The 21,110-nt window shown below is 70.5% G+C and carries 18 protein-coding genes; 11 read left to right on the top strand and 7 right to left on the bottom strand.

The features are described 5' to 3' along the window. Positions 1-122: 122 nt before the first annotated feature. Complete coding sequence (locus JMJ55_RS12930; RefSeq protein ID WP_202825957.1) at positions 123-1,013, top strand: calcium-binding protein; 891 nt, start codon at positions 123-125, stop codon at positions 1,011-1,013. A gap of 32 nt (positions 1,014-1,045) precedes the next feature. Here JMJ55_RS12930 and JMJ55_RS12925 read toward each other — a convergent pair whose 3' ends face one another. Continuing rightward, the gene (locus tag JMJ55_RS12925; RefSeq protein WP_202825956.1) at positions 1,046-1,936 is read right to left on the bottom strand and encodes an alpha/beta fold hydrolase; all 891 of its coding nucleotides are present in this window, start codon (positions 1,934-1,936) and stop codon (positions 1,046-1,048) included. A 115-nt stretch (positions 1,937-2,051) separates the two neighbouring features. On the opposite strand from JMJ55_RS12925, the gene JMJ55_RS12920 reads away from it, so the two are divergent. The 8 genes from JMJ55_RS12920 to JMJ55_RS12885 are packed head-to-tail and all read left to right on the top strand — an operon-like array spanning position 2,052 to position 8,576. Continuing rightward, positions 2,052-2,504, top strand: a complete 453-nt coding sequence (locus JMJ55_RS12920; RefSeq protein WP_202825955.1) for an SUF system Fe-S cluster assembly regulator — start codon at positions 2,052-2,054, stop codon at positions 2,502-2,504. A gap of 11 nt (positions 2,505-2,515) precedes the next feature. Next, on the top strand, positions 2,516-4,015 hold the full coding sequence (gene sufB, locus JMJ55_RS12915) for a Fe-S cluster assembly protein SufB (RefSeq protein ID WP_202825954.1): 1,500 nt from the start codon (positions 2,516-2,518) through the stop codon (positions 4,013-4,015). Continuing rightward, a complete protein-coding gene (gene sufC / locus JMJ55_RS12910; protein ID WP_202825953.1) occupies positions 4,016-4,762 on the top strand; it encodes a Fe-S cluster assembly ATPase SufC in 747 nt (248 codons plus the stop codon). It begins immediately after the preceding gene. Then, the gene (gene sufD, locus JMJ55_RS12905) at positions 4,759-6,051 is read left to right on the top strand and encodes a Fe-S cluster assembly protein SufD (protein WP_202825952.1); all 1,293 of its coding nucleotides are present in this window, start codon (positions 4,759-4,761) and stop codon (positions 6,049-6,051) included. Before sufC ends, sufD begins: the two co-directional genes overlap by 4 nt. Beyond that, entirely contained in the window at positions 6,048-7,307 is a 1,260-nt protein-coding gene (locus JMJ55_RS12900) for an aminotransferase class V-fold PLP-dependent enzyme (RefSeq protein ID WP_202825951.1), read from the top strand. The genes sufD and JMJ55_RS12900 overlap by 4 nt, the downstream gene beginning before the upstream one ends. 60 nt (positions 7,308-7,367) lie before the next feature. After that, entirely contained in the window at positions 7,368-7,835 is a 468-nt protein-coding gene (gene sufU / locus JMJ55_RS12895) for a Fe-S cluster assembly sulfur transfer protein SufU (protein ID WP_202825950.1), read from the top strand. Continuing rightward, entirely contained in the window at positions 7,828-8,199 is a 372-nt protein-coding gene (locus tag JMJ55_RS12890) for an SUF system Fe-S cluster assembly protein (RefSeq protein ID WP_202825949.1), read from the top strand. Before sufU ends, JMJ55_RS12890 begins: the two co-directional genes overlap by 8 nt. An 8-nt stretch (positions 8,200-8,207) precedes the next feature. After that, positions 8,208-8,576, top strand: a complete 369-nt coding sequence (locus JMJ55_RS12885; protein ID WP_202825948.1) for a HesB/IscA family protein — start codon at positions 8,208-8,210, stop codon at positions 8,574-8,576. 3 nt (positions 8,577-8,579) lie between these two features. On the opposite strand, the gene JMJ55_RS12880 is transcribed toward JMJ55_RS12885, so the two are convergent. The 6 genes from JMJ55_RS12880 to JMJ55_RS12855 form a co-directional block, all read right to left on the bottom strand. Further along, complete coding sequence (locus JMJ55_RS12880; RefSeq protein ID WP_202825947.1) at positions 8,580-9,977, bottom strand: MATE family efflux transporter; 1,398 nt, start codon at positions 9,975-9,977, stop codon at positions 8,580-8,582. Positions 9,978-10,157: 180 nt separating this feature from the next. After that, a complete protein-coding gene (locus JMJ55_RS12875) occupies positions 10,158-11,159 on the bottom strand; it encodes an MBL fold metallo-hydrolase (protein WP_202825946.1) in 1,002 nt (333 codons plus the stop codon). A gap of 54 nt (positions 11,160-11,213) precedes the next feature. After that, positions 11,214-12,488, bottom strand: coding sequence for a class I SAM-dependent RNA methyltransferase (locus JMJ55_RS12870; RefSeq protein ID WP_328702619.1), 1,275 nt, complete (start codon positions 12,486-12,488; stop codon positions 11,214-11,216). Next, positions 12,478-13,683: an acyl-CoA dehydrogenase gene (locus tag JMJ55_RS12865; RefSeq protein ID WP_202825945.1), complete on the bottom strand. Its 1,206-nt coding sequence runs from the start codon at positions 13,681-13,683 to the stop codon at positions 12,478-12,480. Before JMJ55_RS12865 ends, JMJ55_RS12870 begins: the two co-directional genes overlap by 11 nt. 102 nt (positions 13,684-13,785) lie before the next feature. After that, entirely contained in the window at positions 13,786-15,642 is a 1,857-nt protein-coding gene (locus JMJ55_RS12860; protein ID WP_456237075.1) for a DEAD/DEAH box helicase, read from the bottom strand. Between the two features lie 272 nt (positions 15,643-15,914). Next, the gene (locus JMJ55_RS12855; RefSeq protein ID WP_202825943.1) at positions 15,915-18,662 is read right to left on the bottom strand and encodes a PAS domain S-box protein; all 2,748 of its coding nucleotides are present in this window, start codon (positions 18,660-18,662) and stop codon (positions 15,915-15,917) included. A gap of 213 nt (positions 18,663-18,875) precedes the next feature. Between JMJ55_RS12855 and JMJ55_RS12850 the strand changes: the two genes are divergently transcribed. Both JMJ55_RS12850 and JMJ55_RS12845 read left to right on the top strand, forming a co-directional pair. Next, a complete protein-coding gene (locus JMJ55_RS12850; RefSeq protein ID WP_202825942.1) occupies positions 18,876-19,265 on the top strand; it encodes a PH domain-containing protein in 390 nt (129 codons plus the stop codon). A 39-nt stretch (positions 19,266-19,304) separates the two neighbouring features. After that, positions 19,305-21,071, top strand: a complete 1,767-nt coding sequence (locus JMJ55_RS12845) for a sensor histidine kinase (protein WP_202825941.1) — start codon at positions 19,305-19,307, stop codon at positions 21,069-21,071. Positions 21,072-21,110 lie beyond the last annotated feature (39 nt).

The raw sequence follows: 21,110 nt of genomic DNA, 5'->3' as shown, positions 1-21,110 counted from the left end.
CAGGCGGACGGGGCATGCCGTTGCGCCGAAAAAATCACGCCTTCTTGGCTCGCCCGCCCTGGGCACCGGCAGAATCATCCGGATTGCTGGCCCTTCGGGCCCGCCAAAGGAGGAAGCTGGTCATGCGCCATGGGATAGCCCATGCCGGGTCCGGGCATCCATCGGACCTTACTCTGCCCCAGATCGATCTGCATTTTCCGGGGAGCCTCGGCCAGGCGACCGCAGGCGACGACCTGCTGATCGGCGGCCGGGGCCCTGACCTGATCTCCGGCCTGGCGGGGTCGGACATCATCCTCGCCGGGAACGGCGCCGACACCGTCTATGGCGACAGCTCGACCGGGCCGGCGCCGCCGCTGCCCGGCCAGACCGGCACTGTATTGCCGGGCAACAACCTGATCCTCGGCGGCGCGGGGGCCGACAGCATCACCGCCGGCTGGGGCGCCGATACCGTGTTCGGCGGCGCGGGCGCTGACCTCATCACCGGTTATGGCGGTGGCTTTCCCAGCCCCGCGGGGTTCGACGCCTTCCTGCGCGGCGAAGGTGCGGACCTGCTGGTCGGGGGCGCCGGGGCGGATACGCTGCTGGGCGGCGGCGCGGCGGATACGCTGCTGGGTGGCGCGGGCAGCGACCATCTCGTCGGCGGCTATGGCGCCGATATCCTGGCCGGGGGCCTCGGCGCCGACCGGTTCGTCTTCGCGCCGCTGGATCCCTTCGGCAGCTCCAGCGACAGCCCCGTCGGCGAGGGCAACCGCGATGTCATCCTGGATTTCGGCCTCGGCGCCGACCGGATCGACCTGAGCGCCTATCAGGAGCGCTTCGGTGCCGGCGCATCGCCGCGGTTCCTCGGCACCGGCGAGTTCGAGGCAGTGCCCGGCCTGCAGGTCCGCTACCTGGTCGAGGGCGACCATACGCTGGTGCAATTCACCACCCATGGCGGCTCGGGCACCCCGACCGGCGAGATCGAGCTCGCCGGCCTGCACACCCTGACCGCCGCGGATGTCCTGCTGGGCTGAGCCCGCTTCAGTCCGGGCTACGATCCCGCCGGTCAGCCCTTCGGCTGGCCGGCGATGATCCCGCCGGCCAGCGTGGCCGGGTTGCGTTCCCACCAGCGGCCGGCATCGACCCAGGTGATGAAGTCGAGCACTGCCCGGTTGAAGGCATCCGGCTCCTCGATATTCATCGTGTGGCCGCAGCGCGGCATCACCATCAGAGCGCTGGTGGCGATCGTGCGCTTGAGGAAGAGGCCGGGCTCCAGCGTCGGGTCGTCCTCATCGCCGCAGATGATGAAGGTCGGCAGCTTCAGCTTGCGGAACTCGGCCTCCAGCTCGAACAGGCTCGGGCGTTCGCGCTGGACGCCGCGCATGGTCAGCACCGCACCGTCCGTGTCGTGCTCGGCGAGCTGCGACATGAACTCGGCATAGCCGCGGGCATCCTTCTCCTCGAAGACCAAGCGGGTCGGGCCGCTGCCATAGGTCCTGGACATCTTCCACATCCCCTCGGCGGCGATGCGGTCGGCGGTGGCGTCCACCTCGGCGCGGAACTGGTCACGCTTGCCCGGCGCGGCGCCATAGCCGACCCCAGCCGCGGTCAGGCTGCGCGCCAGATGCGGGTAGCGGAGGCCGAGATGCAGCGTGGCGAAGGCGCCCATGGAGAGCCCGACCACATGCGCCGGCGCCAGCCCCAGCCTTTCGATCACCTGCGCGATGTCATCCGTGGCGCGGTCCTGAGAATAGGCGGCCGGGTCATGCGGCACGGCCGAGGGCGGGTAGCCCCGGGCGTTGAAGGCGATGCAGCGGTAGCGCCGGGCGAAGAAGCGGAGCTGCGGTTCCCAGCTTCGCGCGTCGCCGGCGAATTCATGGACGAAGACCAGCGGCGTGCCGCTGCCCGCCTCCTCATACTGCAGTTCTACCCCGTCATCGGTCGTGATGCTCGGCATCGGTCCCCCGTCTCCCTGGCACCGGGGAAGGCTAGCCGGACCCCGGGATTCCGGGGAGGGGGGGCTTCAAAGGGGACCCAAATGGTCCTATTTGACCATCCGTGAGGGACAGGATGTGTTGAGGCTCTCGAAACTGACTGATTATGCCGTGGTCGTCATGGCCCGGCTGGCCCGGGACGGGGCCCTGCCGGAAGGCCAGGTGCAGACCGCGCCCGGCCTGGCCCAGGCCACCGGCATCGCCGAGCCGACCGTCGCCAAGGTCCTCAAGATCCTGGGCCAGGCCGGGCTGGTGGAGGGAGTGCGCGGGGCCCGTGGCGGCTACCGGCTGACCCGGCCGCTCTCTGCCGTGCCGCTCTCCGCCGTCATCGTCGCCATCGACGGCCCGATCGCCCTCACCGCCTGCGTCGATGGCGGCCAGGGCGGCTGCGAGGCGCAGGGCATCTGCGCCGTCCGCGGCCGCTGGGATCCGGTCAACGATGCCATCCGCCGGGCGTTGTCCGGCATCACCCTCGCCGATCTGGCCGGCCCCAGCTGCTGTGCCGTCCCGACCATGCTCGTCGCCGAGTAGGAAGCACCCATATGCCCGCAGTCGCCGAGACCCTCGACACCGTCCAGTCCGTCACCGAAGGCACCTACAAGTGGGGCTTCGAGACCGAGATCGAGATGGACTTCGCCCCCAAGGGGCTGAACGAGGACACCGTCCGCTTCATCTCCGCCCAGAAGAAAGAGCCGGAATGGCTGCTGGAATGGCGCCTGAAGGCCTTCGCCACCTGGCAGAAGATGCAGGAGCCGCGCTGGCCGGCGGTGAAGTATCCGCCGATCGACTACCAGGACGCCTATTACTATGCGGCGCCGAAGAAGAAGCAGGGCCCGAAGTCGCTCGAGGAGGTCGATCCCGAGCTGCTGAAGACCTATGCCAAGCTCGGCATCCCGTTGAAGGAGCAGGCGATCCTGGCCGGCGTCGAAGGCGCGGGCGACAGCCCCTCCGAGGGCGGTCGCATGCCGATCGCCGTCGATGCGGTGTTCGACAGCGTCTCCGTCGCCACCTCCTACAAGGAGCGCCTGGCGAAGGACGGCATCATCTTCTGCGCCATCTCAGAGGCGGTGCATGAGCACCCCGAGCTGGTGAAGCAGTACCTCGGCACCGTGGTGCCGCCGGGCGACAATTTCTATGCGGCGCTCAACAGCGCGGTCTTCACGGATGGCAGCTTCGTCTACATCCCGAAGGGCGTGCGCTGCCCGATGGAGCTGAGCACCTATTTCCGCATCAATGCCAAGAGCACCGGCCAGTTCGAGCGGACGCTGATCATCGCCGATGAGGGCGCGGTCGTCTCCTATCTCGAGGGCTGCACGGCGCCGATGCGGGACGAGAACCAGCTGCATGCGGCGGTGGTCGAGCTGGTCGCGCTCGATGACTCCCAGATCAAGTACAGCACGGTGCAGAACTGGTACCCCGGCGATGCCGAGGGCCGGGGCGGCATCTACAACTTCGTCACCAAGCGGGCGCAGTGCCGCGGCAAGCGCAGCAAGGTGAGCTGGACGCAGGTGGAGACCGGCTCGGCCATCACCTGGAAGTACCCGTCCTGTGTGCTGCTCGGCGATGACAGCGTCGGCGAGTTCTACTCGGTGGCCATCACCAACAACCACCAGCAGGCCGATACGGGTACGAAGATGATCCATGTCGGCAAGCGCACGACATCGACCATAGTCTCCAAGGGCATCTCGGCCGGCAAGGGGCAGAACACCTATCGCGGCCTGGTGCGGGTGGCGCCGACGGCCTCGGGTGCGCGCAACTTCACCCAGTGCGACAGCCTGCTGATCGGCGACCAATGCGGGGCGCATACCGTGCCCTACATCGAGAACCGCAACATGACGGCGAAGGTCGAGCATGAGGCGACCACCAGCCGCATCGCCGAGGACCAGCTGTTCTACTGCCGGCAGCGCGGGCTGTCGGAAGAAGATGCGGTCGGGCTGATCGTCAATGGCTTCTGCCGTGAGGTGCTGAAGGAGCTGCCGATGGAGTTCGCCGTCGAGGCCCAGAAGCTGCTCCAGATTTCGCTCGAAGGGAGCGTTGGTTAAATGCTGCGTATCGAAGGACTGACCGCCGAGGTCGAGGGCAAGCCGATCCTCAAGGGGATCGACCTGGAAGTGCCCACCGGCGAGGTGCATGCCATCATGGGCCCGAACGGCTCGGGCAAGTCCACCCTCTCCTATGTCCTCGCGGGCCGCGAGGGCTATGAGGTGACGGGCGGCAGCGCGACGCTGAACGGCGTGGATCTGCTGGCGCTGGAGCCGGAGGAGCGCGCCGCGGCCGGCGTCTTCCTCGCCTTCCAGTATCCGGTGGAGCTGCCCGGCGTCGGCAACGCCAATTTCCTCCGCACCGCGCTGAACGCCATCCGCCGCGGCAAGGGCGAGGCGGAGCTGGACGCGATGCAATTCCTGAAGCTGGCCCGTGCCCGGCTGAAGGAGCTGCAGATGTCGGAGGACATGCTGAAGCGCGGCGTGAATGTCGGCTTCTCCGGCGGCGAGAAGAAGCGGAACGAGGTGCTGCAGATGGCGCTGCTGCGCCCGAGCCTCGCCATCCTCGACGAGACCGATAGCGGCCTCGACATCGATGCGCTGAAGATCGTGGCGGATGGCGTGAACGCGCTGCGGGCGCCGGACTTCGCCGCCCTCGTCATCACCCACTACCAGCGGCTGCTCGACTACATCGTGCCGGACCGGGTGCATGTGCTGATGGGCGGGCGGATCGTGCAGTCGGGCGGGCCGGAGCTGGCGAAGCAGCTCGAAGCCTCCGGCTATGCCTCGGTGCAGGCAGCGGCATGACGGCGGCGACGCATAGCGGCGCGGAGGGCTTCCTCCACCGCTTCGAGGGGCTGCGCGCGCGCCTGCCCGGCCAGCGCCTGCCCTGGGTGCAGGCGCTGCGGGCCGAGGCGGCCGAGCGCTTCCGTGCCGCCGGCTTCCCGACCCGCCGGGTCGAGGCCTGGAAGTACACCGATCTGCGCCCGGTCTCCGAAGCCGGCTTCGAGGAGCCGCTGACTGCCCTCGATGACGGGGAGGGCCTGCCGACCGCGCGCTGCAACCGCCGCGCCGTCTTCGTCGATGGCCGGTTCCGCGAGGATCTCTCGCAGCTCGCCAGCAGCCCCTTCGCGATCGCCAGCCTGGCGGATGCCCTGCCGCAGCTGGAAAGCCGGCTGGGCGAGCTGGCGCGGCCGGCGGAGGAGCCGCTGGTCGCGCTCAACACCATGCTGTTCGAGGACGGGCTGGTGGTGAGCGTGCCGGCCGGGATCGATGGCGGGGTGATCGAGCTCAGCTCCATCGCCAGCCGCAGCGAACGCCCTTCGGCCTTCCATCCGCGCCACCTGATCCGGCTGGAGGCGGGCGCCAGCCTCACCATCATCGAGAGCGCCAGCGGGCCGGCGAATACGCGCTACCTGCACAACCCGGTCTTTGAGATCGTGCTGGAGCGGGGCGCGCGGCTGACCCATGCGAGGCTGCAGCAGGAAGGTGGCCGCGGCTTCCAGCTCGGCACCATCTATGCCCGGATCGAGGCGGGCGGGGTCTATGACAATTTCACTCTGAATGCCGGCGGCAAGCTGGTGCGGAACGAGATCCACGCCGTGCTCGCCGGGCCGCATGCGGCCTGCCACATGAACGGCGCGCAGCTGCTGCGCGACGGCCAGCATGCCGACACCACCACGGTGCTGGACCATGCCGCGCCGGACTGCGCCAGCCGGCAGACCTACAAGACGGTGCTCCAGGGCAAGTCGCGCGGCGTCTTCCAGGGCAAAATTCACGTCCACCAGGTGGCGCAGCGCACCGACGGCTACCAGATGAACCAGGCGTTGCTGCTGAGCCCGGAAGCCGAGATCGACAGCAAGCCGCAGCTCGAGATCTATGCGGACGACGTGAAGTGCAGCCATGGCGCGACGGTCGGCGCCCTGGATGCGGACCAGCTCTTCTACCTGCGCGCCCGCGGCATCCCCGAGGCGTTGGCGCGGGCGATGCTGGTGGAGGCCTTTCTGGCCGAGGCGATCGAGGGCGTCGGCGACCCGACCGCCCGCGCCGCGCTGGAGGAGGCCGTGACCGGCTGGTGGCAGGAGAAGGCCGCATGAACGCCCCCATCGTAAACCCCTCTGGCGCACCTGTTTTCGATATCGAGCGTATCCGTCAGGATTTCCCGATCCTGGCGCAGCAGCATCGCGGCAAGCCGCTGGTCTTCCTCGACAGCGGGGCCTCGGCGCAGAAGCCGCGCCAGGTCATCCAGGCGATGGTCCGCTGCATGGAGGAGCGCTATGCCAATGTCCATCGCGGCGCCTACAGGCTGAGCGAGGCCTCGACCGCCGATTACGAGGCGGCGCGGGCTGCCGTTGCCCGCTTCATCAACGCGGCCGACCCGCGCGAGGTGATCTTCACCAGCAACAGCACGGCGGCGATCAACCTCGTCGCCCATAGCTGGGGGCGCGGCGTGCTGCGGCCCGGCCAGGCGGTGCTGATCTCCGAGATGGAGCACCACGCCAATATCGTCCCCTGGCAGCTACTCCGGGACGACAAGGGGATTGAGCTGCGGGTTGCGCGCGTCACCGATGCGGGCGAGCTCGACCTCGAGGATCTCGCCGCCAAGCTGGCGGATGGCAAGGTGGGTCTGGTCGCCATCACGCATATGTCGAACGTGCTCGGCACGGTGACGCCGGCCGAGCGGATCGTCGCCATGGCGCATGAGGCCGGCGCCAAGGTGCTGTTCGATGGCAGCCAGGCGGCGGTCCACCGGCGCGTCGACATGCAGGCGCTGGGCGCCGATTTCTACGCCTTCACCGGCCACAAGCTGTATGGGCCCACCGGGATCGGCGTGCTCTGGGCGCGGCTGGAGCATCAGGAGCGGATGCCGCCCTTCCTCGGCGGCGGCGACATGATCAGCTCGGTCACCTTCGAGGGCAGCACCTGGGCCGAGCCGCCCGCCAAGTTCGAAGCCGGCACGCCGCCGATTATTGAGGCCATCGGGCTGCATGCCGCGATCGACTATGTCTCGGCCATCGGCATGCCGGCGGTCGAGGCGCATGAGCGGGCGCTGGTGGATCATGCGATGCGGCGGCTCTCGGATGTCGAGGGGCTGACCCTGCTCGGCCGGGCGCAGGATCGCGGCGGCGTCTTCGCCTTCGCGCTCGACAATGCCCATGCGCATGACCTGGCGACGCTGCTCGACCGGGCCGGGATCGCGGTGCGGGCGGGGCGGCATTGCGCCGAGCCGCTGCATGCGCGCTTCGGCCTCGATGGCGGAACCTGCCGCGCCTCCTTCGGCCTCTACACGACCGAGGGGGAGATCGACTACCTCGCCGAGGCGCTGACGAAAGCCAGGGAGTTCTTCGCATGACGTCCGATCGTCGGAGCGGCGCAGGCCGCGGAGACGTGAATCGGCCGTGGAGAAACCACGATGTTTGACGACCTGCGCGACCTCTATCAGGAGGTCATCCTCGACCATGGCCGCAAGCCGCGGAATTTCCGCCGGCTGGAGGATGCCGACCGCACCGCGCGCGGCGACAACCCGATGTGCGGCGACCGGATGGAGCTGTTCGTGAAGCTCACGCCGGATGGTGCGATCGAAGATGCCGCCTTCCAGGGCCGCGGCTGCGCCATCTCCATGGCCAGTGCCTCGCTGATGACGGAGACGGTGCGGGGCAAGTCCCCGGCGGCGGCGCGGGAGCTCGGCGAGCATTTCCGCAACCTCGCCATGACCGGCACCTGCCCCGATTGCGGCGGGGCGCTGGAGGAGGAGATGGAGCGGCTGCAGCCCCTCTCCGGCGTGCATGAATTCCCGAGCCGGGTGAAGTGCGCGACGCTGGCCTGGCACACGCTGAACGCCGCGCTCGAAGGCAGCGGCAAGGAGGCGACGAGTGAGTGAGGAAGCCGCCGTGACCCATGGCGCCTGGACCCCGGAGGGCGAAGTTCCGCCGCCGGCGCCGAAGGTCAGCGAGGATGCGGTCATCAGCATGCTGAAGACGGTCTTCGACCCGGAAATCCCCGTGGATATCTACGAACTCGGCCTGATCTACGCGGTCGAGATCGAGGATGACGGGCAGGTGAAGGTGGAGATGACGCTCACCACACCATCCTGCCCCTCGGCGCAGGAATTGCCGAGCCAGGTGGAGGAATCGATCCGCATGGTCCCCGGCGTGACCGATGTGAAGGTCGAGGTCGTCTGGGATCCGCCCTGGGACCAGGGCCGGATGAGTGAAGACGCCCGCCTAGCCATGAACATGTTCTGAGGACGGCGATGAGCACCACGACCGAGACCAAGCGGCCCCGCCGCGCCCTGCCGCCCCTGATGCAGCTGACCGATGCTGCGGCGGAGCGGCTGCGTGCCCTCTACGCCACAGGCGAGGGCGGGCGGCTGCTGCGCATCGCGGTCAAGACCAAGGGCTGTTCCGGCCTGTCCTACGACCTCTCCTGGGTCGACGCGCCGGAGCCGACGGATGAGCGGGTGACGGACAAGGAGGTGACGGTGCTGGTGGACCGCAAGGCCAGCCTGTTCCTGATCGGCACCACCATGGATTACGAGCAGAAGGCGATGTCGGCCGGCTTCACCTTCACCAACCCGAACGAGAAGGGCCGCTGCGGCTGCGGCGAGAGCTTCCACGTCTAGCGGTTAGGCCGGCGCTTCGGCCGCCCGCCGCGCCGGCCGCGGGCTGGTCGCCCGCAGCACCCAGCCTGCGGCCAGCAGCCCGGCCGCGATATTGCCCGCCAGCAGCCCGGCCAGCGTCCCCGCCTCGCCGCCCCAGCGCGCGCCCAGCCAGGCCAGCGGCACGCCGAGCAGGAAGGTCCGCAACAGGGAGATGGCGACGGCCGACATCGGTCGGTGCAGCCCGTTGAAGGCGGCATTCGCCACGGAAATGGCGCCGATCGCGCCGAACCCCCAGGGCAGGATGCGCAGGTAGAGCGCGACCGAGGCCGCCACCGCCGGATCGGCGGTGAAGAGCCGCCCCAGCCAGGGCGCCACCAGGAACAGCGGCAGGGCGAGGCAGAGCCCATAGGCCAGGCAGAAGGCCATGGAGGCCCGCATCCCCGCATGGACCCGGTCCAGCCGTCCCGCCCCGGCATTCTGCGCCGCGAAGGGATTGGCGACCGCCGAGAGGGCAAACAGCGCCGTCAGCGCCAAGCTCTCGACGCGGGAGCCGAGGCCGAAGCCCGCCACCGCCGCGCTGCCCTGGGCCGCCAGTAGGGCGGTGAAGATGCCGTTGGCGACCGGGATGATGGCATTGGTCGCCGCCGCCGGCAGCCCGACCTCCAGCACCCGTCGGGTGGAGGCATGGAAGCCGGCCCACCACCGCCCGCCCGTCTCCAGCAGGCCCAGCGTCCGCAGCCGCCAGAGCGAGGCCAGCAGCATTACCGTCCAGGCTAGGTCGGAAGCGGCGGCAAGGCCCGGCATGCCGAGCCCCGGCACCAGCCCGGGCAGGCCGAAGACCAGCGGCCAGTCGAAGAGGAAGGCGAGGATGCCGGCCCCGGCCAGGGCCGAGCCGCCGAAGCGCATATCGCCCGCTGCCCGGGCGATGCCGAGCGCCACCATCGCCATGAGCAGCGGCACCGCGCCGAGCAGCCAGAGCCGGAGATAGGCATGCGCCAGGGCGCGGGTCTCACCCTCCGCCCCCAGCCAGCCGAGCAGATGGTCGGCCCCGATCCAGCAGGGCAGGGCGATACCGGCCGCGACCGCGGCGGCCAGCAGCAGCGCATGCAGCGAGAGCCGGCCCGGTTGTGCCTCTCCCGCACCCAGCGCCCGCGCGACCACCGCCGTCGCACCGGCGCCGAGGCCGATGCCGAAGCTCATCGCCGTCATGACCACAGGCATGGCGAAGCCCAGCGCCGCCAGCGCATGCGGGCCGAGCAGCCCGGTCAGCCAGGCCTCGGCGAGCTGGATGGCGAACATGACCACCAGCGCGATGGCCAGCGGCGCGGTGGCGCTGGCGAGGCCGCGGGCGACCGGTCCCTCGGCCAGCGTCGCGCGGCTGCCCTGGCGGGCGGCCCCGGCCGGGGCGGTTTGCTTGTCCATCGGGGCCTCGTCCGGTTGCCGCGGCGCGAACGGGTCCGCCGCGGCGAGGTTCCTGCTGCCGGCCGAGGCCCGGTGCCTAGAGCCGTTTGCGTTCGCCTTGGCTCACGGAAGCCGCTCTAGCTTCTTGTTTGAGCGAGCAAATTACTCCGATCAGGTGATTCCACCTGATCGGGGTTTGCTCTAGACCGCGCTCGACCAGTCGGCCGGAACGAAGCGGTAGCCATTGCCCTCCTTCGCCAGATAGCCATTGGCGGGGAAGGGGAAGTGGTAGCCGGTGATCCGGATGCGGTCGGTGGCGACCTGGTCGTAGATCTTCCGCCGCGTCGCCTCGGCCATCTCGGCATCGAAGTCGAAGACGATGTGGAAGTCGGGCCGGCGGGCCAGCAGTTCGGGCCGATTGGTGACATCGGCGACGAACATCGCCTGGGCATTGCCATCGGCGATCAGGTAGCAGGTATGGCCCGGCGTATGGCCATGGGCGGCGACGGCACGGATGCCGGGGATGACCTCGGCGTCGGCTTGGATCTGACGGATCTTGTCCTTGTAGGGCGCGAAGCGGCGGGCGCTGTTGGCGAAATTGCCGCGCTGCCCCTCGGGGCTGCGGGTCTCGTTGCCGGTATCGCTCCACCAGGCCCATTCGGTGGCGGGCACCACCACCTCGGCATTCGGGAAGGCGGCGGCGCCGGCGGCGTTGAGCAGGCCGTTCACATGGTCGCCGTGGAAATGGCTCATCACCACCAGGTCGACCTTGGCCGGGTCGATGCCGGCGGCGGCCATGTTCTGCAGCATCTTGCCCTGGGTGGCGGTGGGCGGCAGCACGCCATTGCCGCTGTCGAAGACCACCAGCCGGCTGCCGGTATCGAGGAAGGTGACGGTGAAGGGGATGCGGATGCTGCTGGTCGGCAGGAAGCTGTCCGCCAGCACCTTCTGCACCTCCTCGAGCGGCGCATTGCGCACGAAGCCCTGGATCGGGCGCTCGAAGAAGCCGTCATGGACGGTGGTGACGGTGAAGCTGCCGACCTTGAAGCGGTAGAAGCCCGGCGCTTGGCTGGCGGCCGGGGCCGGGGCCGGGGCCGGGGCGGCGGGTGCGGTCTGGGCCGCGGCGTCGCGCAGCAGGGCCGGTGCAGCGAGCGTGGTGGCGAGGCCGCCGAGCAACAGGCGGCGGCTGGATGGCAGGATCATGATGCGGTCCCTCCCCGGGGTATCATTCTATTGGTGGGGAGGATGGGCCGGGGATCAAGCCATTCCGAATCCGACTACGGCTTCCAGATGTGGCGACCAGAGGAACTGGTCGATCGGCGTCGCCGCGGTGACGCGATAGCCGGCCGCGCGCAGGGCCTGGGCATCGCGTGCCAGCGCCACCGGATTGCAGGAGACATAGACGAGGTTCGGTACCCGCGCGCGGGCCAGCAGCGCGACCTGGTCGGCGGCGCCGGCATAGGGCGGGTCGAGCACCACCGCGGCGAACTCCTTGAGCTCCGGCCCCAGCAGGGGCTGGCGGTCGAGGTCGCGCCGCACCGCCTTCACCCGCGCCCCGGCCTTACCCGCGGCAGTGGAGAGGGCGGAGACCGCCTCTGGCACGCTCTCGAAGGCGGTCACCCGGCCGCGGCTGGAGAGCGGCAGGCTCAGCGTGCCGAGCCCGGCGTAAAGATCGGCCAGCGAGGCGCGCGGCGGCAGCTTGCGCGGCAGCGCCTCCAGCATGGCCGCGACGATCGCTGCCTCGCCCGGTGCGCTGGCCTGGAGGAAGGCGCCCGGCGCCGGCACCACCTCGGCGCCCGAGAGCAGGTGGCGGACCGGGGCGAGCTGCGCCGCCACCTCCGCCCCCGCGCCCTTGCCGGCCCAGGCGATGCGCGGGATGCCGTGGCGGGTGGCGAAGGCGGCCAGCATCCGGCGGTCGGGCATGGTCAGCGGTGCGTCGGTCCTGAGCAGGATGTCAGGCCCGCTGGTCAGCATGTTGATGACGGCCGAGCCGAGCCGGCGCAGCCCTTCCAACCCGCGCAGCGCCTCGGCCAGCGGGGCAACCAGGGCGACCAGCGCCGGCAGCAGCACATGGCATTCCTGCATCGGCACCAGGGCGGTGGTGCCGCGCTGATGGAAACCGATCTGCACACTGCCATCCGGCAGGCGTTCCAGCCCGAGATCGGCGCGCTGGCGGCTCGCCGGCGGGGTCATTACCAGCGGTGCGACGGGGGCATCCGGATAACCGGCGCGGGCCAGCGCCTCGACCAGCCGGCCGCGCTTCCACTCGGCATAGGCGGCGAGGTCCCAGTGCTGAAGGACGCAGCCGCCACAGGCGGGGAAATGGCGGCAGGGTGGCGCGACGCGCTCCGGACTTTCCTCCAGCCAGGCCTCGACCTCGGCCCGCTTGCCGCCCGTGCGGGCGCGCACTCGCTCGCCCGGCAGCGTCTGGGGCAGGAAGACCTGACCGCCGGCATGGCGGGCGATTCCATCGCCCGCCGCCCCCACTGCCTCGACGACCAGTTCCAGGCTGGTCGCCGGTTCAGCCGCCACCGAAGGCGTTCAGGCCGGTGATGGCCCGGCCGAGGATGAGGGCATGCACGTCATGCGTGCCCTCATAGGTGTTGACCGTCTCGAGGTTCATGACGTGACGGATGACGTGGTACTCGTCCACGATCCCGTTGCCGCCATGCATGTCCCGCGCGACCCGGGCGATGTCGAGCGACTTGCCGCAATTGTTGCGCTTCACCAGGGAGATCATCTCCGGCGCCACCTTGCCCTCATCGAAGAGGCGGCCGACGCGCAGCACGGCCTGCAGGCCGAGGCTGATCTCGGTCTCCATATCCGCGAGCTTCTTCTGCACCAGCTGGGTCTGCGCCAGCGGGCGGCCGAACATGGTGCGGTTCAGCGTGTAGTCGCGCGCGGCATGGAAGCAGAACTCGGCGGCGCCGAGCGCGCCCCAGGCGATGCCGTAGCGGGCGCGGTTGAGGCAGGAGAAGGGGCCTGCCAGCGACTTCACGCCCGGCAGCCGGTTCTCCTCGGGGACGAAGACCTCGTCCATCATGATCATGCCGGTGGTGGAGGCACGGAGGGAGAACTTGCCCTCGATCTTCGGGAAGGTGAGGCCCTTCATGCCCTTCTCAAGGACGAAGCCGCGCAGGATCCCCTCGTCGTCCTTCGCCCAGACCACGGCGAGGTCGGCGATCGGCGCGTTGGTGATCCAGGTCTTGGAGCCGGAGACCAGGTAGCCGCCATCGACCTTCTTCGCCCGCGTCCGCATGGAGGAGGGGTCGGAGCCGGCATCCGGCTCGGTCAGGCCAAAGCACCCCACCCATTCGCCGGTGCGGAGCTTCGGCAGATACTTCTCCCGCTGCGCCTCCGAGCCGAAGGCGTGGATCGGATACATCACCAGCGAGGACTGCACCGAGAAGGCCGAGCGGTAGCCGCTATCGACCCGCTCCACCTCGCGGGCCATCAGCCCATAGGCGACATAGGAAACGCCGGCGCAGCCATAGCCATCGAGCGTGGCGCCGAGGAAGCCCATCTCGCCGAATTCGTTCATGATCTCCCGGTCGAAGGTCTCGTGCCGGTTGGCCATGAGGACGCGGGGGAACAGCTTCTCCTGGCAGAACTGGTGCGCCGACTCGCGGATCATCCGCTCATCCTCGGTGAGCTGATCCTCGAGGAGCAGGGCGTCCTCCCAGGCGAAGCTGGCCATGCGCTTGGGATGGGGGGTGACGACGTTCATGGCGGGCTCCTCGGGCTTGTTCTGCCGCGGATAAGTGGCGCCTGGGGCGCGGTCTAACAACCAGTGGCGAGCTGCCCGCGGGCGATACCCGCGGGCAAAGCCTCAGGCCGCCTCGGCTTCCTGCTCCGACGGCTGCTCGCGCCGTGGGCGGGGGATGGGGATCAGCATGAAGGCCGGAACGGCATCGCCGAAGCCGACGACAGACGGGCCGAGATCGTCGCGGTCCCGGTCGCGCCGGCGCGGTGCCTCGCGGTCCCAACGGCGCTCCTCGCGCGGCGGCCGGTCGTCACGGGAGGCCCGCTCCTCGCGGGGCGGACGCTGCTCCTCACGGGCCGCGACAGGCGCGCGATCGCGGTCACGCTCGCGGCTACGCTCCGGACGGTCCCGATCGCGCTCCCGGGCGGGACGCTCGGGGCGGTCGCCCCGCTCGGGCCGCTCGCCACGGCCCTGGCGCTCGGCCTGCGGCGCGCGCTCGGGGCGGCGGTCGCGCCCCCCACGGTCACGCTCGCGCTCCCGCCCGCCGCTGCGGGCGCCGCCGCGGCCACGGCCGCTGCGCGGCCGGGCAGCAGCCTCGGCGATCTCCTCATTGCTGATCGGGTCGAGCCCCTCGATCTCAATGCGGGGGATCGGCTTGCCGGTCAGCGTCTCGATCGCCGCGACATTACGCGCCTCGTCCGGCGTGGCGATGGTGAAGGCGGCACCCTGCTTGCCCGCCCGGCCGGTGCGGCCGATGCGATGGACATAATCCTCGGCATGGTAGGGCACGTCGAAATTGAAGACGTGGCTGAGCCCGCCGATATCGATGCCGCGCGCCGCGACATCCGAGCAGACCAGCAGCTGCAGCTCGTTCGCCTTGAACTTGTTCAGCGTGGCGAAGCGGCTCGGCTGGTCCATGTCGCCATGCAGCGCGCCGACCGAGAAGCCGTGGCGCTTGAGCGACTTGTAGAGGATGTCGACATCGATCTTCCGGTTGCAGAAGATCAGCGCGTTCTGCACATCCTCGCGCCGGATCAGCCGCCGCAGCGCCTCGCGCTTGTCGAGCTCCCGGGTCCAGAGCAGCCCGGCGGTGATGGTCGTTGCCACGCTCGCCGGGGCGGAGACCGAGATCTCTTTCGGGTTCTGCAGGAAGGCATCCGCCAGCTTGCGAATCTCTGGCGCCATGGTCGCCGAGAAGAACAGCGTCTGCCGCATCGGCGGGAGCATCGAGACGATGCGCTCGACATCCGGGATGAAGCCCATGTCGAGCATGCGATCGGCCTCGTCGATGACGAGGACCTTGCAGTCGGCGAGCAGGATGCGGCCGCGGTCGAAGAGGTCGAGCAGCCGGCCAGGCGTCGCGATCAGCACGTCCACGCCCTTCTCGAGCACGGCGCGCTGGTCGTTCATGCTCTCGCCGCCGATCAGCAGGGCATGCACCAGGTTCAGGTGCTTGCCGTACTTCACGAAATTCTCGGCGACCTGCAGCGCGAGCTCGCGCGTCGGCTCCAGGATCAGGCTGCGCGGCATGCGCGCCTTGGCCCGGCCGGAGGCGAGGATGTCGAGCATCGGCAGGGTGAAGCCGGCGGTCTTGCCGGTGCCTGTCTGGGCGCAGCCCAGCACGTCGCGACCCATCAGCACGATGGGGATGGCGGCTTCCTGGATCGGCGTGGGGGAGACATAGCCGGCCTCAGCCACGGCCTGGACGATCGGCTCGGAGAGGCCGAGATCGGCGAAGGTGACGCGCGGGGCGCTGTCTTCCTCCTCCTCTTCCTCATCCTCGGAGTCGTCTTCCTCCTCGGTCTCCGCCTGGCTCTCCTCGGCCTCGTCCTCGTCGGATTCGGCCGCAGCCTCGATGGCGGGGGGCGGCAGGTCGGCCGGGGCCTCGTCGCCGGCGGCTTCGAGGACTTCGGCGGCCTCGCCTGGCATGGTGGCCTCGGGCGCGTCCTCGGGCAGCGGCTCGGGCGCCGGTTCCGCGGCCATGGCCGCGACGGTCGGGCTCTCGGTCTCGCCCGGCTGAGTGTTATGCATGTGCTCGGCCGCGTCGGATGCGGGCCGGTCAGGGGTCTCGGTCAAGTGCGGTCGGTTCCTTCGCCGGGACAGCGGCGGCATGGCGGCCCACATGGCCGAAAACCGACGCCCGGCTCGCCCATTTTCGAAGGCTGCCGTTCCAGGTCCGCCGCGCATATGCGCCAGAAGAGGGCGAAAATCAAGCCGAAGGCGCGATTTTCCGCCCCATTCGCGGTCCCGACGCCTCAGGCCGCCGCGGCGCTCGGCGGCACCTCGCCATCCAGCATCGGACCCGCTCCGCCCTCGCGCCGGGACAGCGGCACGGTGATCTCGCAGAGCAGCCCACCCGGCAGCCAGCGCCGGTTCAGCGTGCCGCCGAGCTGGCCCTGCACCGTCTGCTCGATGACGCGGGAGCCGAAGCCGCGGCGCGCCGGCACCGGGCCCAGCTCGGGCGCACCCCGTTCCCGCCAGACCAGCACCAGCACCCGGTTCGCCTGGTCCAGCCGCCAGCTCACCTGCAGTAGCCCGCCGGGATGCGCCAGCGCGCCGTATTTCATCGCATTCGTCGCCAGCTCATGCACCGCCATCGACAGCGGCTGGGCGGCATGGGCGGCGACCGTCACCGGCGGGCCGATCAGCTCGGCGCGTGGCGCGTCGCGCCGGAGGCCCGTCAGGAAGGGCGCCAGCTCGCCCTCCAGCAGCGCATGCAGCTCAGCCCCCTCCCAGCGGCGCTTGGCGAGGATGGTCTGCGCCCGGGCGAGCGCCGCGACCCGGCCCTCGATGATCCGCACCAGCTCGGCCGGGCTTTCGGCCCGGCTGAGCCGCAGCGCCGCCTGCACCACCGCGAGCGCGTTCTTGGCGCGGTGATCCACCTCGCGCATCAGCAGCTCGTTCCGCTGCTCGCCGCGCTTGCGGGCGGTGATGTCCATGGCGAGGCCGGTCAGCCGCACCGGCCTGCCATGGGAGAAGGAGACCTGGCCGGTGGTCGAGAGCCAGCGCTCCTGCCCGTCGGTGAGGCCGAGGACCCGGAATTCCACCTGGTAGGTGCCAGGACCTTCGGGGTCCATCGCCAGCCGCATGGCAGCGCGCCGCAGCGGCCGGTCCTCGGGGTGCAGCCCGCCCAGAAAGGAACGGCCGGTCACCGATTCGCCATCGGGCAGGGCCCAGAAGGCGCGCATCCGGGCGTCCCAGGTCACCGCGCCGGTGCGGAAATCATGGTCGTAGATGCCGAAGCCGGCGGCCTCCTGCGCCAGGCGCAGCCGCTCCCCGCTCTCGGCCAGCGCCGCCTCGGCGGCGCGGCGCTGGGTGACGTCGAGGACGATGCCGGTGACCAGCCGCGGCGCCCGGCCGCCGCCGGGCGGCGCCACGCCCTCGCCGCGGACCAGCAGCCAGCGCTCGGTCCCGTCCGGCCGGACCACCCGCGTCTCGATGCTGAAGGCGCCGCCCTGGCGGCCGAGCTGGCGGTAGGCTGCCTCGGCGGCGCGGCGGTCATCGGGATGCACCCGCGCCGCCAGCAGCGGCCGGGTGAGTTCGAGATTGCTCGGCAGGCCGAACAGCGCGGCGAGCGCCGGATCGGCCAGCACGGTGCCGTCCTCGGTCAGCTCGAAGGCCACGGCGCCGCTCGCTTCCTGCGCCCGGCGCAGCCGCGCCTCGCTGCGGCGCAGCGCGCGTTCCGCCTGGCGCAGCGCGCTGAGATCGGTGCGGGTGCTGACGATGGAGCGCGGCTCGCCGGTGCGCGGGTCGCAGCGCAGGGTCCAGAAGGCGCTGGCGATGATCATGCTGCCGTCGCGGCGGCGCTGGCGCAGCTCGCCCTGCCACTGTCCGTCCCGCCGCAGCATGAGATGCAGCTCCTCGCGGCTGCTGCCGCAGAATTCGGTCTCCAGCAGCTCCGCCGCCTGGCGGCCCTGCGCCTCCTCCCGGCTATAGCCATAGAGGCGGACGCAGCCTTCCGACCAATGGGTGATGTGGCCGTCGAGGTCGGTGATCATGCAGGGCGTCAGCTCCAGCGCCTCCGACAGCTCCGCCAGCTCGGCGGTGCGCTCGGCGACCCGGGCCTCCAGCCCGTCATTGGCGGTGAGCAGCCGGCGCTGGCTCTGGCGCACCAGCAGGGCCAGGGCGAGCATGGCGAGCAGGGCCGGCAGGCCGATCGCCGCTTGCGGCAGCACCGCCTGGCGCCAGGCAGCGATGATCGCGGCGCGCGGCCGGATCGAGGCGGCATAGCCCGGGAATTCCTCGATCCGGCGCAGTGCCATCAGCCGGGCCACGCCGCCCGGCGCGCGATCCTCCAGCACCGCCTGATCCAGCCCGTTCGCGACGACGCCATAGAAGTGATTGGACGCCGGCAGCCGGCCCAGCGAGCCGCCGGACCGGGCCAGCAGGCTGCCATCGGCGCCGATCAGCCGGACCCCGTCCCCGGGTGCGGCCAGCACCCGCTGCAGCCCCTGGCCCAGCGCCTCGGGATCGATCGAGAGGAAGACCTGCGGATCGCTGGCATCCCGCCGGCCGGCCGCGAAAAGCAACTGCCCGCCGATGCGGCTCAGCCGGACCTGGCCGGGCCGCAGCTCCGCCGCCGCGGCGGCCTGCATCGCCGCCAGCAGCTCGGCCGATGGCATCGAATCCCTGGCCGCGAGCTGGAGCGCGCCATCGGAGGCCAGGACATAGGCGGCCGCCGTCTGCGGCAACTCGGCCACCAGCACCTCCAGCGCGCCATGCAGGCCCGCGGGATCGGCGCCGATTGCGGCCGCGGCGGGGCTGCGCAGCAGATCCTCCATCCGGCGCATGGCCATGCCATAGCCCAGCACCAGCCGGGCCGCGTATTCGGCCGCGGCATCCGCCTCGCGCGACAATTCGATGCGCGCCTCGCGCCAGGTCGCCTCCCAGGCGAGCCAGGCGCCGACCGCCAGGACGGCCGCGGGCAGCGTGAGGGCCGCCACCAGCAGCCAGGCGACGGCGCGATGCAGGGGCGGGACCGGGCGAGTGGTCGAGGCGACCATGGCGGCTCCTGAACCCGGCGGCAGGAGGGTGCCGGGTCAAAGGGGTCAGGTTGGTTCCCTGAATTATCAGCGACACTTTCGCGATGTGGGGTTTTCCGGGCCTCTCTCGCGGGAACGTGATTTATTCTGTATACTTCCGTACCGGGATCGCCCCGATTGCCGCCGATCCGCACTGCCGGCACCATCCGGCCTGCGCAAGCCAAGGGGGAGGCGATGGCCGAAACGATCCTGCTGACCACGCATGAAACCAAGCGATCCTATGGGCTCTGGCGCGGGGCGCTGGCCCTGCTGCTGCTCGGCCTGCCCTTCCTCGGCCGGCAGCGCATCACCATCACCGATGAGCGGCTGATCATCGAAGCCGGGTTCCTGACCAAGCGGCGGGACGATATCGAAGTATTCCGAATCCGCGACGTGGTTTCGACCCAATCCCTATGGCAACGATTGTTGGGCATTGGCGATATCGTGGTAAAGGCCGTGGAAGGACGCGGCCCGGAAGAGGTGCAGTTGCTCAAGGGAGTACCCGATCCGGTCGGGGTGAGCGAGGCGATCCGCCGGGCCTGGAACCAGAGCCGGCCGCGGGGGCCGGCCACTGCGGTGGATTAGGATCGCTGGCAGCGTCTCAGGGTAAGGAACCATGCGGCCATGACGGCTGACGACCCGGCCCCGGTCACCCCTGTCCTGGGCACCGAGGATCTGTTCCGGGCCCTCGGCGACAATGCCTATTCCCTGGATCGCGCCTTTCGCTTCACCGATTTCAATACCGGTTGTGCAAGCTACTACGGTCGGCCGCCGGAGGAGGTGCTCGGCCGGGCCATCTGGGAGGTCTTCCCCCAGGCACTCGACAGCCCCCTGGAGCGGCTGTTGCGCGGCGTGATGGACCAGCGCCGCCCGCTGCGCACCGAGATCGCCGGGGTGGTTCGGCCGCATCGCTGGGTCGAGGTCACCGTCTTCCCCACCGCGGAGGGCCTCGGCGTCGTCTTCCGTGACCGCACTGCGGAGCATCGGGCGGAGGAGGCACTGCGGGCCAGCGAGGAGCGGCTGCGCGACCTGCTGGCGACGCTCAACCTCGGCACCGCCATGACGCGGGACATGGACGGTATCATCCGCTTCTGGTCGGAGGGCTGCAGCCTTCTCTATGGCTGGACGGCGGCGGAGGCGCTCGGCCAGCCGGCCCATGCCCTGCTGCGGACCGTCTTCCCCTTACCCCTGGCCGAGATCGAGGCCGTGCTGGAGCAGGATGGCGAATGGACCGGCGACCTGCACCAGCAGGCCCGCGACGGCCGGCGGCTGGTAGTCGCCGTCCGCAAGGTGCTCCGGCGTGGGGAAGACGGGCGCCCGGTCGCGGTGCTGGAAGGGCTGGCCGACGTCACCGCCCAGCGCACCACCGAGGCGGCGCTGGCCGAGAGCGAGGCACGGTTGCGCCTGGCAATCAGCGCCGCCCGGCTCGGCTCCTGGGAGATCGACCTGCGCCGGCGGGTGGTGCGGCGGTCGGGCCAGACGGTTCCGGCGCGGCAGGACCTGCCGCTGCTGGATTGCCCGCTCGACCAGCTCGTCACGCTGCTCCATCCGGAGGACCGGGCGCAGGTCGAGGCCAGCATCGCAGCGGTCGCCGAGGGCCGGGCGGACAGCTACCGGATCGAGTATCGCAGCCAAGCGCGGGATGGCGGCTACCGCTGGATCGAATCCCATGGCGTCGCGGCCGATCCCGATCCGGCCACCGGCCTGCCGCTGCGGCTGGTCGGCGTCAGCAGCGACGTGACGGAGCGGAAGCAGGCCGAGGAACGGCAGCGGCTGCTGATGCGGGAGGTGGACCACCGGGCGAAGAATGCGCTGGCGGTCGTGCAGGCGGCGCTGCGGCTCACGGCGCGGGACGATCCAACCGCCTATATGCGCGCGGTCGAGGGGCGGGTTGCGGCACTGGCCCGGGCGCAGACCCTGCTGGCCCGCGGCCAATGGTCCGGCGCCGCGCTGCGGACGCTGCTGGAGGAGGAACTTGCCCCCTTCCTGGCCGAGGGCCAGGGCGCGCCGCGGGTGCGGCTGGACGGCCCGCCGGTTTTGCTCTGGCCGGCCGGCGCGCAGGCCCTGGCCATGGCGGTGCATGAGCTGGCGACCAATGCGGTGAAGCATGGCGCGCTTGGCCAACCCGGTGGCGAGGTCGCGGTGCGGTGGCAGGTCGAGCCGCCGGGACGGCTGCTGCTGGACTGGGCTGAGCGCGGCGGGCCGCCGGTATCCGGCAGCCCCGCCCGGCGCGGCTTCGGCACCCGGGTGCTGGACGGCACCATCGGCACCCAACTGGGCGGCCGAATCACCCGTGACTGGTCGGAGGCGGGTGTCATGGTCAGCATGACGATCCCGTTACAACACAACCCTCGCGCGGATAATGCCGACGCCGCTGCCGTTCTCAGCTAGTATGCCGGACCGGGCTGGTTTATCGATAGCGTAACAATA

It is taken from the genome of Belnapia mucosa (genome assembly GCF_016775475.1).
GTDB classification, from domain to species: Bacteria; Pseudomonadota; Alphaproteobacteria; order Acetobacterales; family Acetobacteraceae; genus Belnapia; species Belnapia mucosa.
Note: the sequence above shows the minus strand (reverse complement) of the source record. Positions and strands in the feature narration are given on the sequence as shown.

What these genes read in the sequence shown, in the direction of transcription:
- JMJ55_RS12845 (WP_202825941.1), top strand. Translation starts at nt 19,305, where the DNA reads ATGACGGCTGACGACCCGGCCCCGGTCACCCCTGTCCTGGGCACCGAG.
- JMJ55_RS12930 (WP_202825957.1), top strand. Translation starts at nt 123, where the DNA reads ATGCGCCATGGGATAGCCCATGCCGGGTCCGGGCATCCATCGGACCTT.
- JMJ55_RS12855 (WP_202825943.1), bottom strand. Translation starts at nt 18,662, where the DNA reads ATGGTCGCCTCGACCACTCGCCCGGTCCCGCCCCTGCATCGCGCCGTC.
- sufD (WP_202825952.1), top strand. Translation starts at nt 4,759, where the DNA reads ATGACGGCGGCGACGCATAGCGGCGCGGAGGGCTTCCTCCACCGCTTC.
- JMJ55_RS12875 (WP_202825946.1), bottom strand. Translation starts at nt 11,159, where the DNA reads ATGATCCTGCCATCCAGCCGCCGCCTGTTGCTCGGCGGCCTCGCCACC.
- sufB (WP_202825954.1), top strand. Translation starts at nt 2,516, where the DNA reads ATGCCCGCAGTCGCCGAGACCCTCGACACCGTCCAGTCCGTCACCGAA.
- JMJ55_RS12925 (WP_202825956.1), bottom strand. Translation starts at nt 1,936, where the DNA reads ATGCCGAGCATCACGACCGATGACGGGGTAGAACTGCAGTATGAGGAG.
- JMJ55_RS12900 (WP_202825951.1), top strand. Translation starts at nt 6,048, where the DNA reads ATGAACGCCCCCATCGTAAACCCCTCTGGCGCACCTGTTTTCGATATC.
- JMJ55_RS12885 (WP_202825948.1), top strand. Translation starts at nt 8,208, where the DNA reads ATGAGCACCACGACCGAGACCAAGCGGCCCCGCCGCGCCCTGCCGCCC.
- sufU (WP_202825950.1), top strand. Translation starts at nt 7,368, where the DNA reads ATGTTTGACGACCTGCGCGACCTCTATCAGGAGGTCATCCTCGACCAT.
- JMJ55_RS12865 (WP_202825945.1), bottom strand. Translation starts at nt 13,683, where the DNA reads ATGAACGTCGTCACCCCCCATCCCAAGCGCATGGCCAGCTTCGCCTGG.
- sufC (WP_202825953.1), top strand. Translation starts at nt 4,016, where the DNA reads ATGCTGCGTATCGAAGGACTGACCGCCGAGGTCGAGGGCAAGCCGATC.
- JMJ55_RS12880 (WP_202825947.1), bottom strand. Translation starts at nt 9,977, where the DNA reads ATGGACAAGCAAACCGCCCCGGCCGGGGCCGCCCGCCAGGGCAGCCGC.
- JMJ55_RS12860 (WP_456237075.1), bottom strand. Translation starts at nt 15,642, where the DNA reads ATGGCCGCGGAACCGGCGCCCGAGCCGCTGCCCGAGGACGCGCCCGAG.
- JMJ55_RS12850 (WP_202825942.1), top strand. Translation starts at nt 18,876, where the DNA reads ATGGCCGAAACGATCCTGCTGACCACGCATGAAACCAAGCGATCCTAT.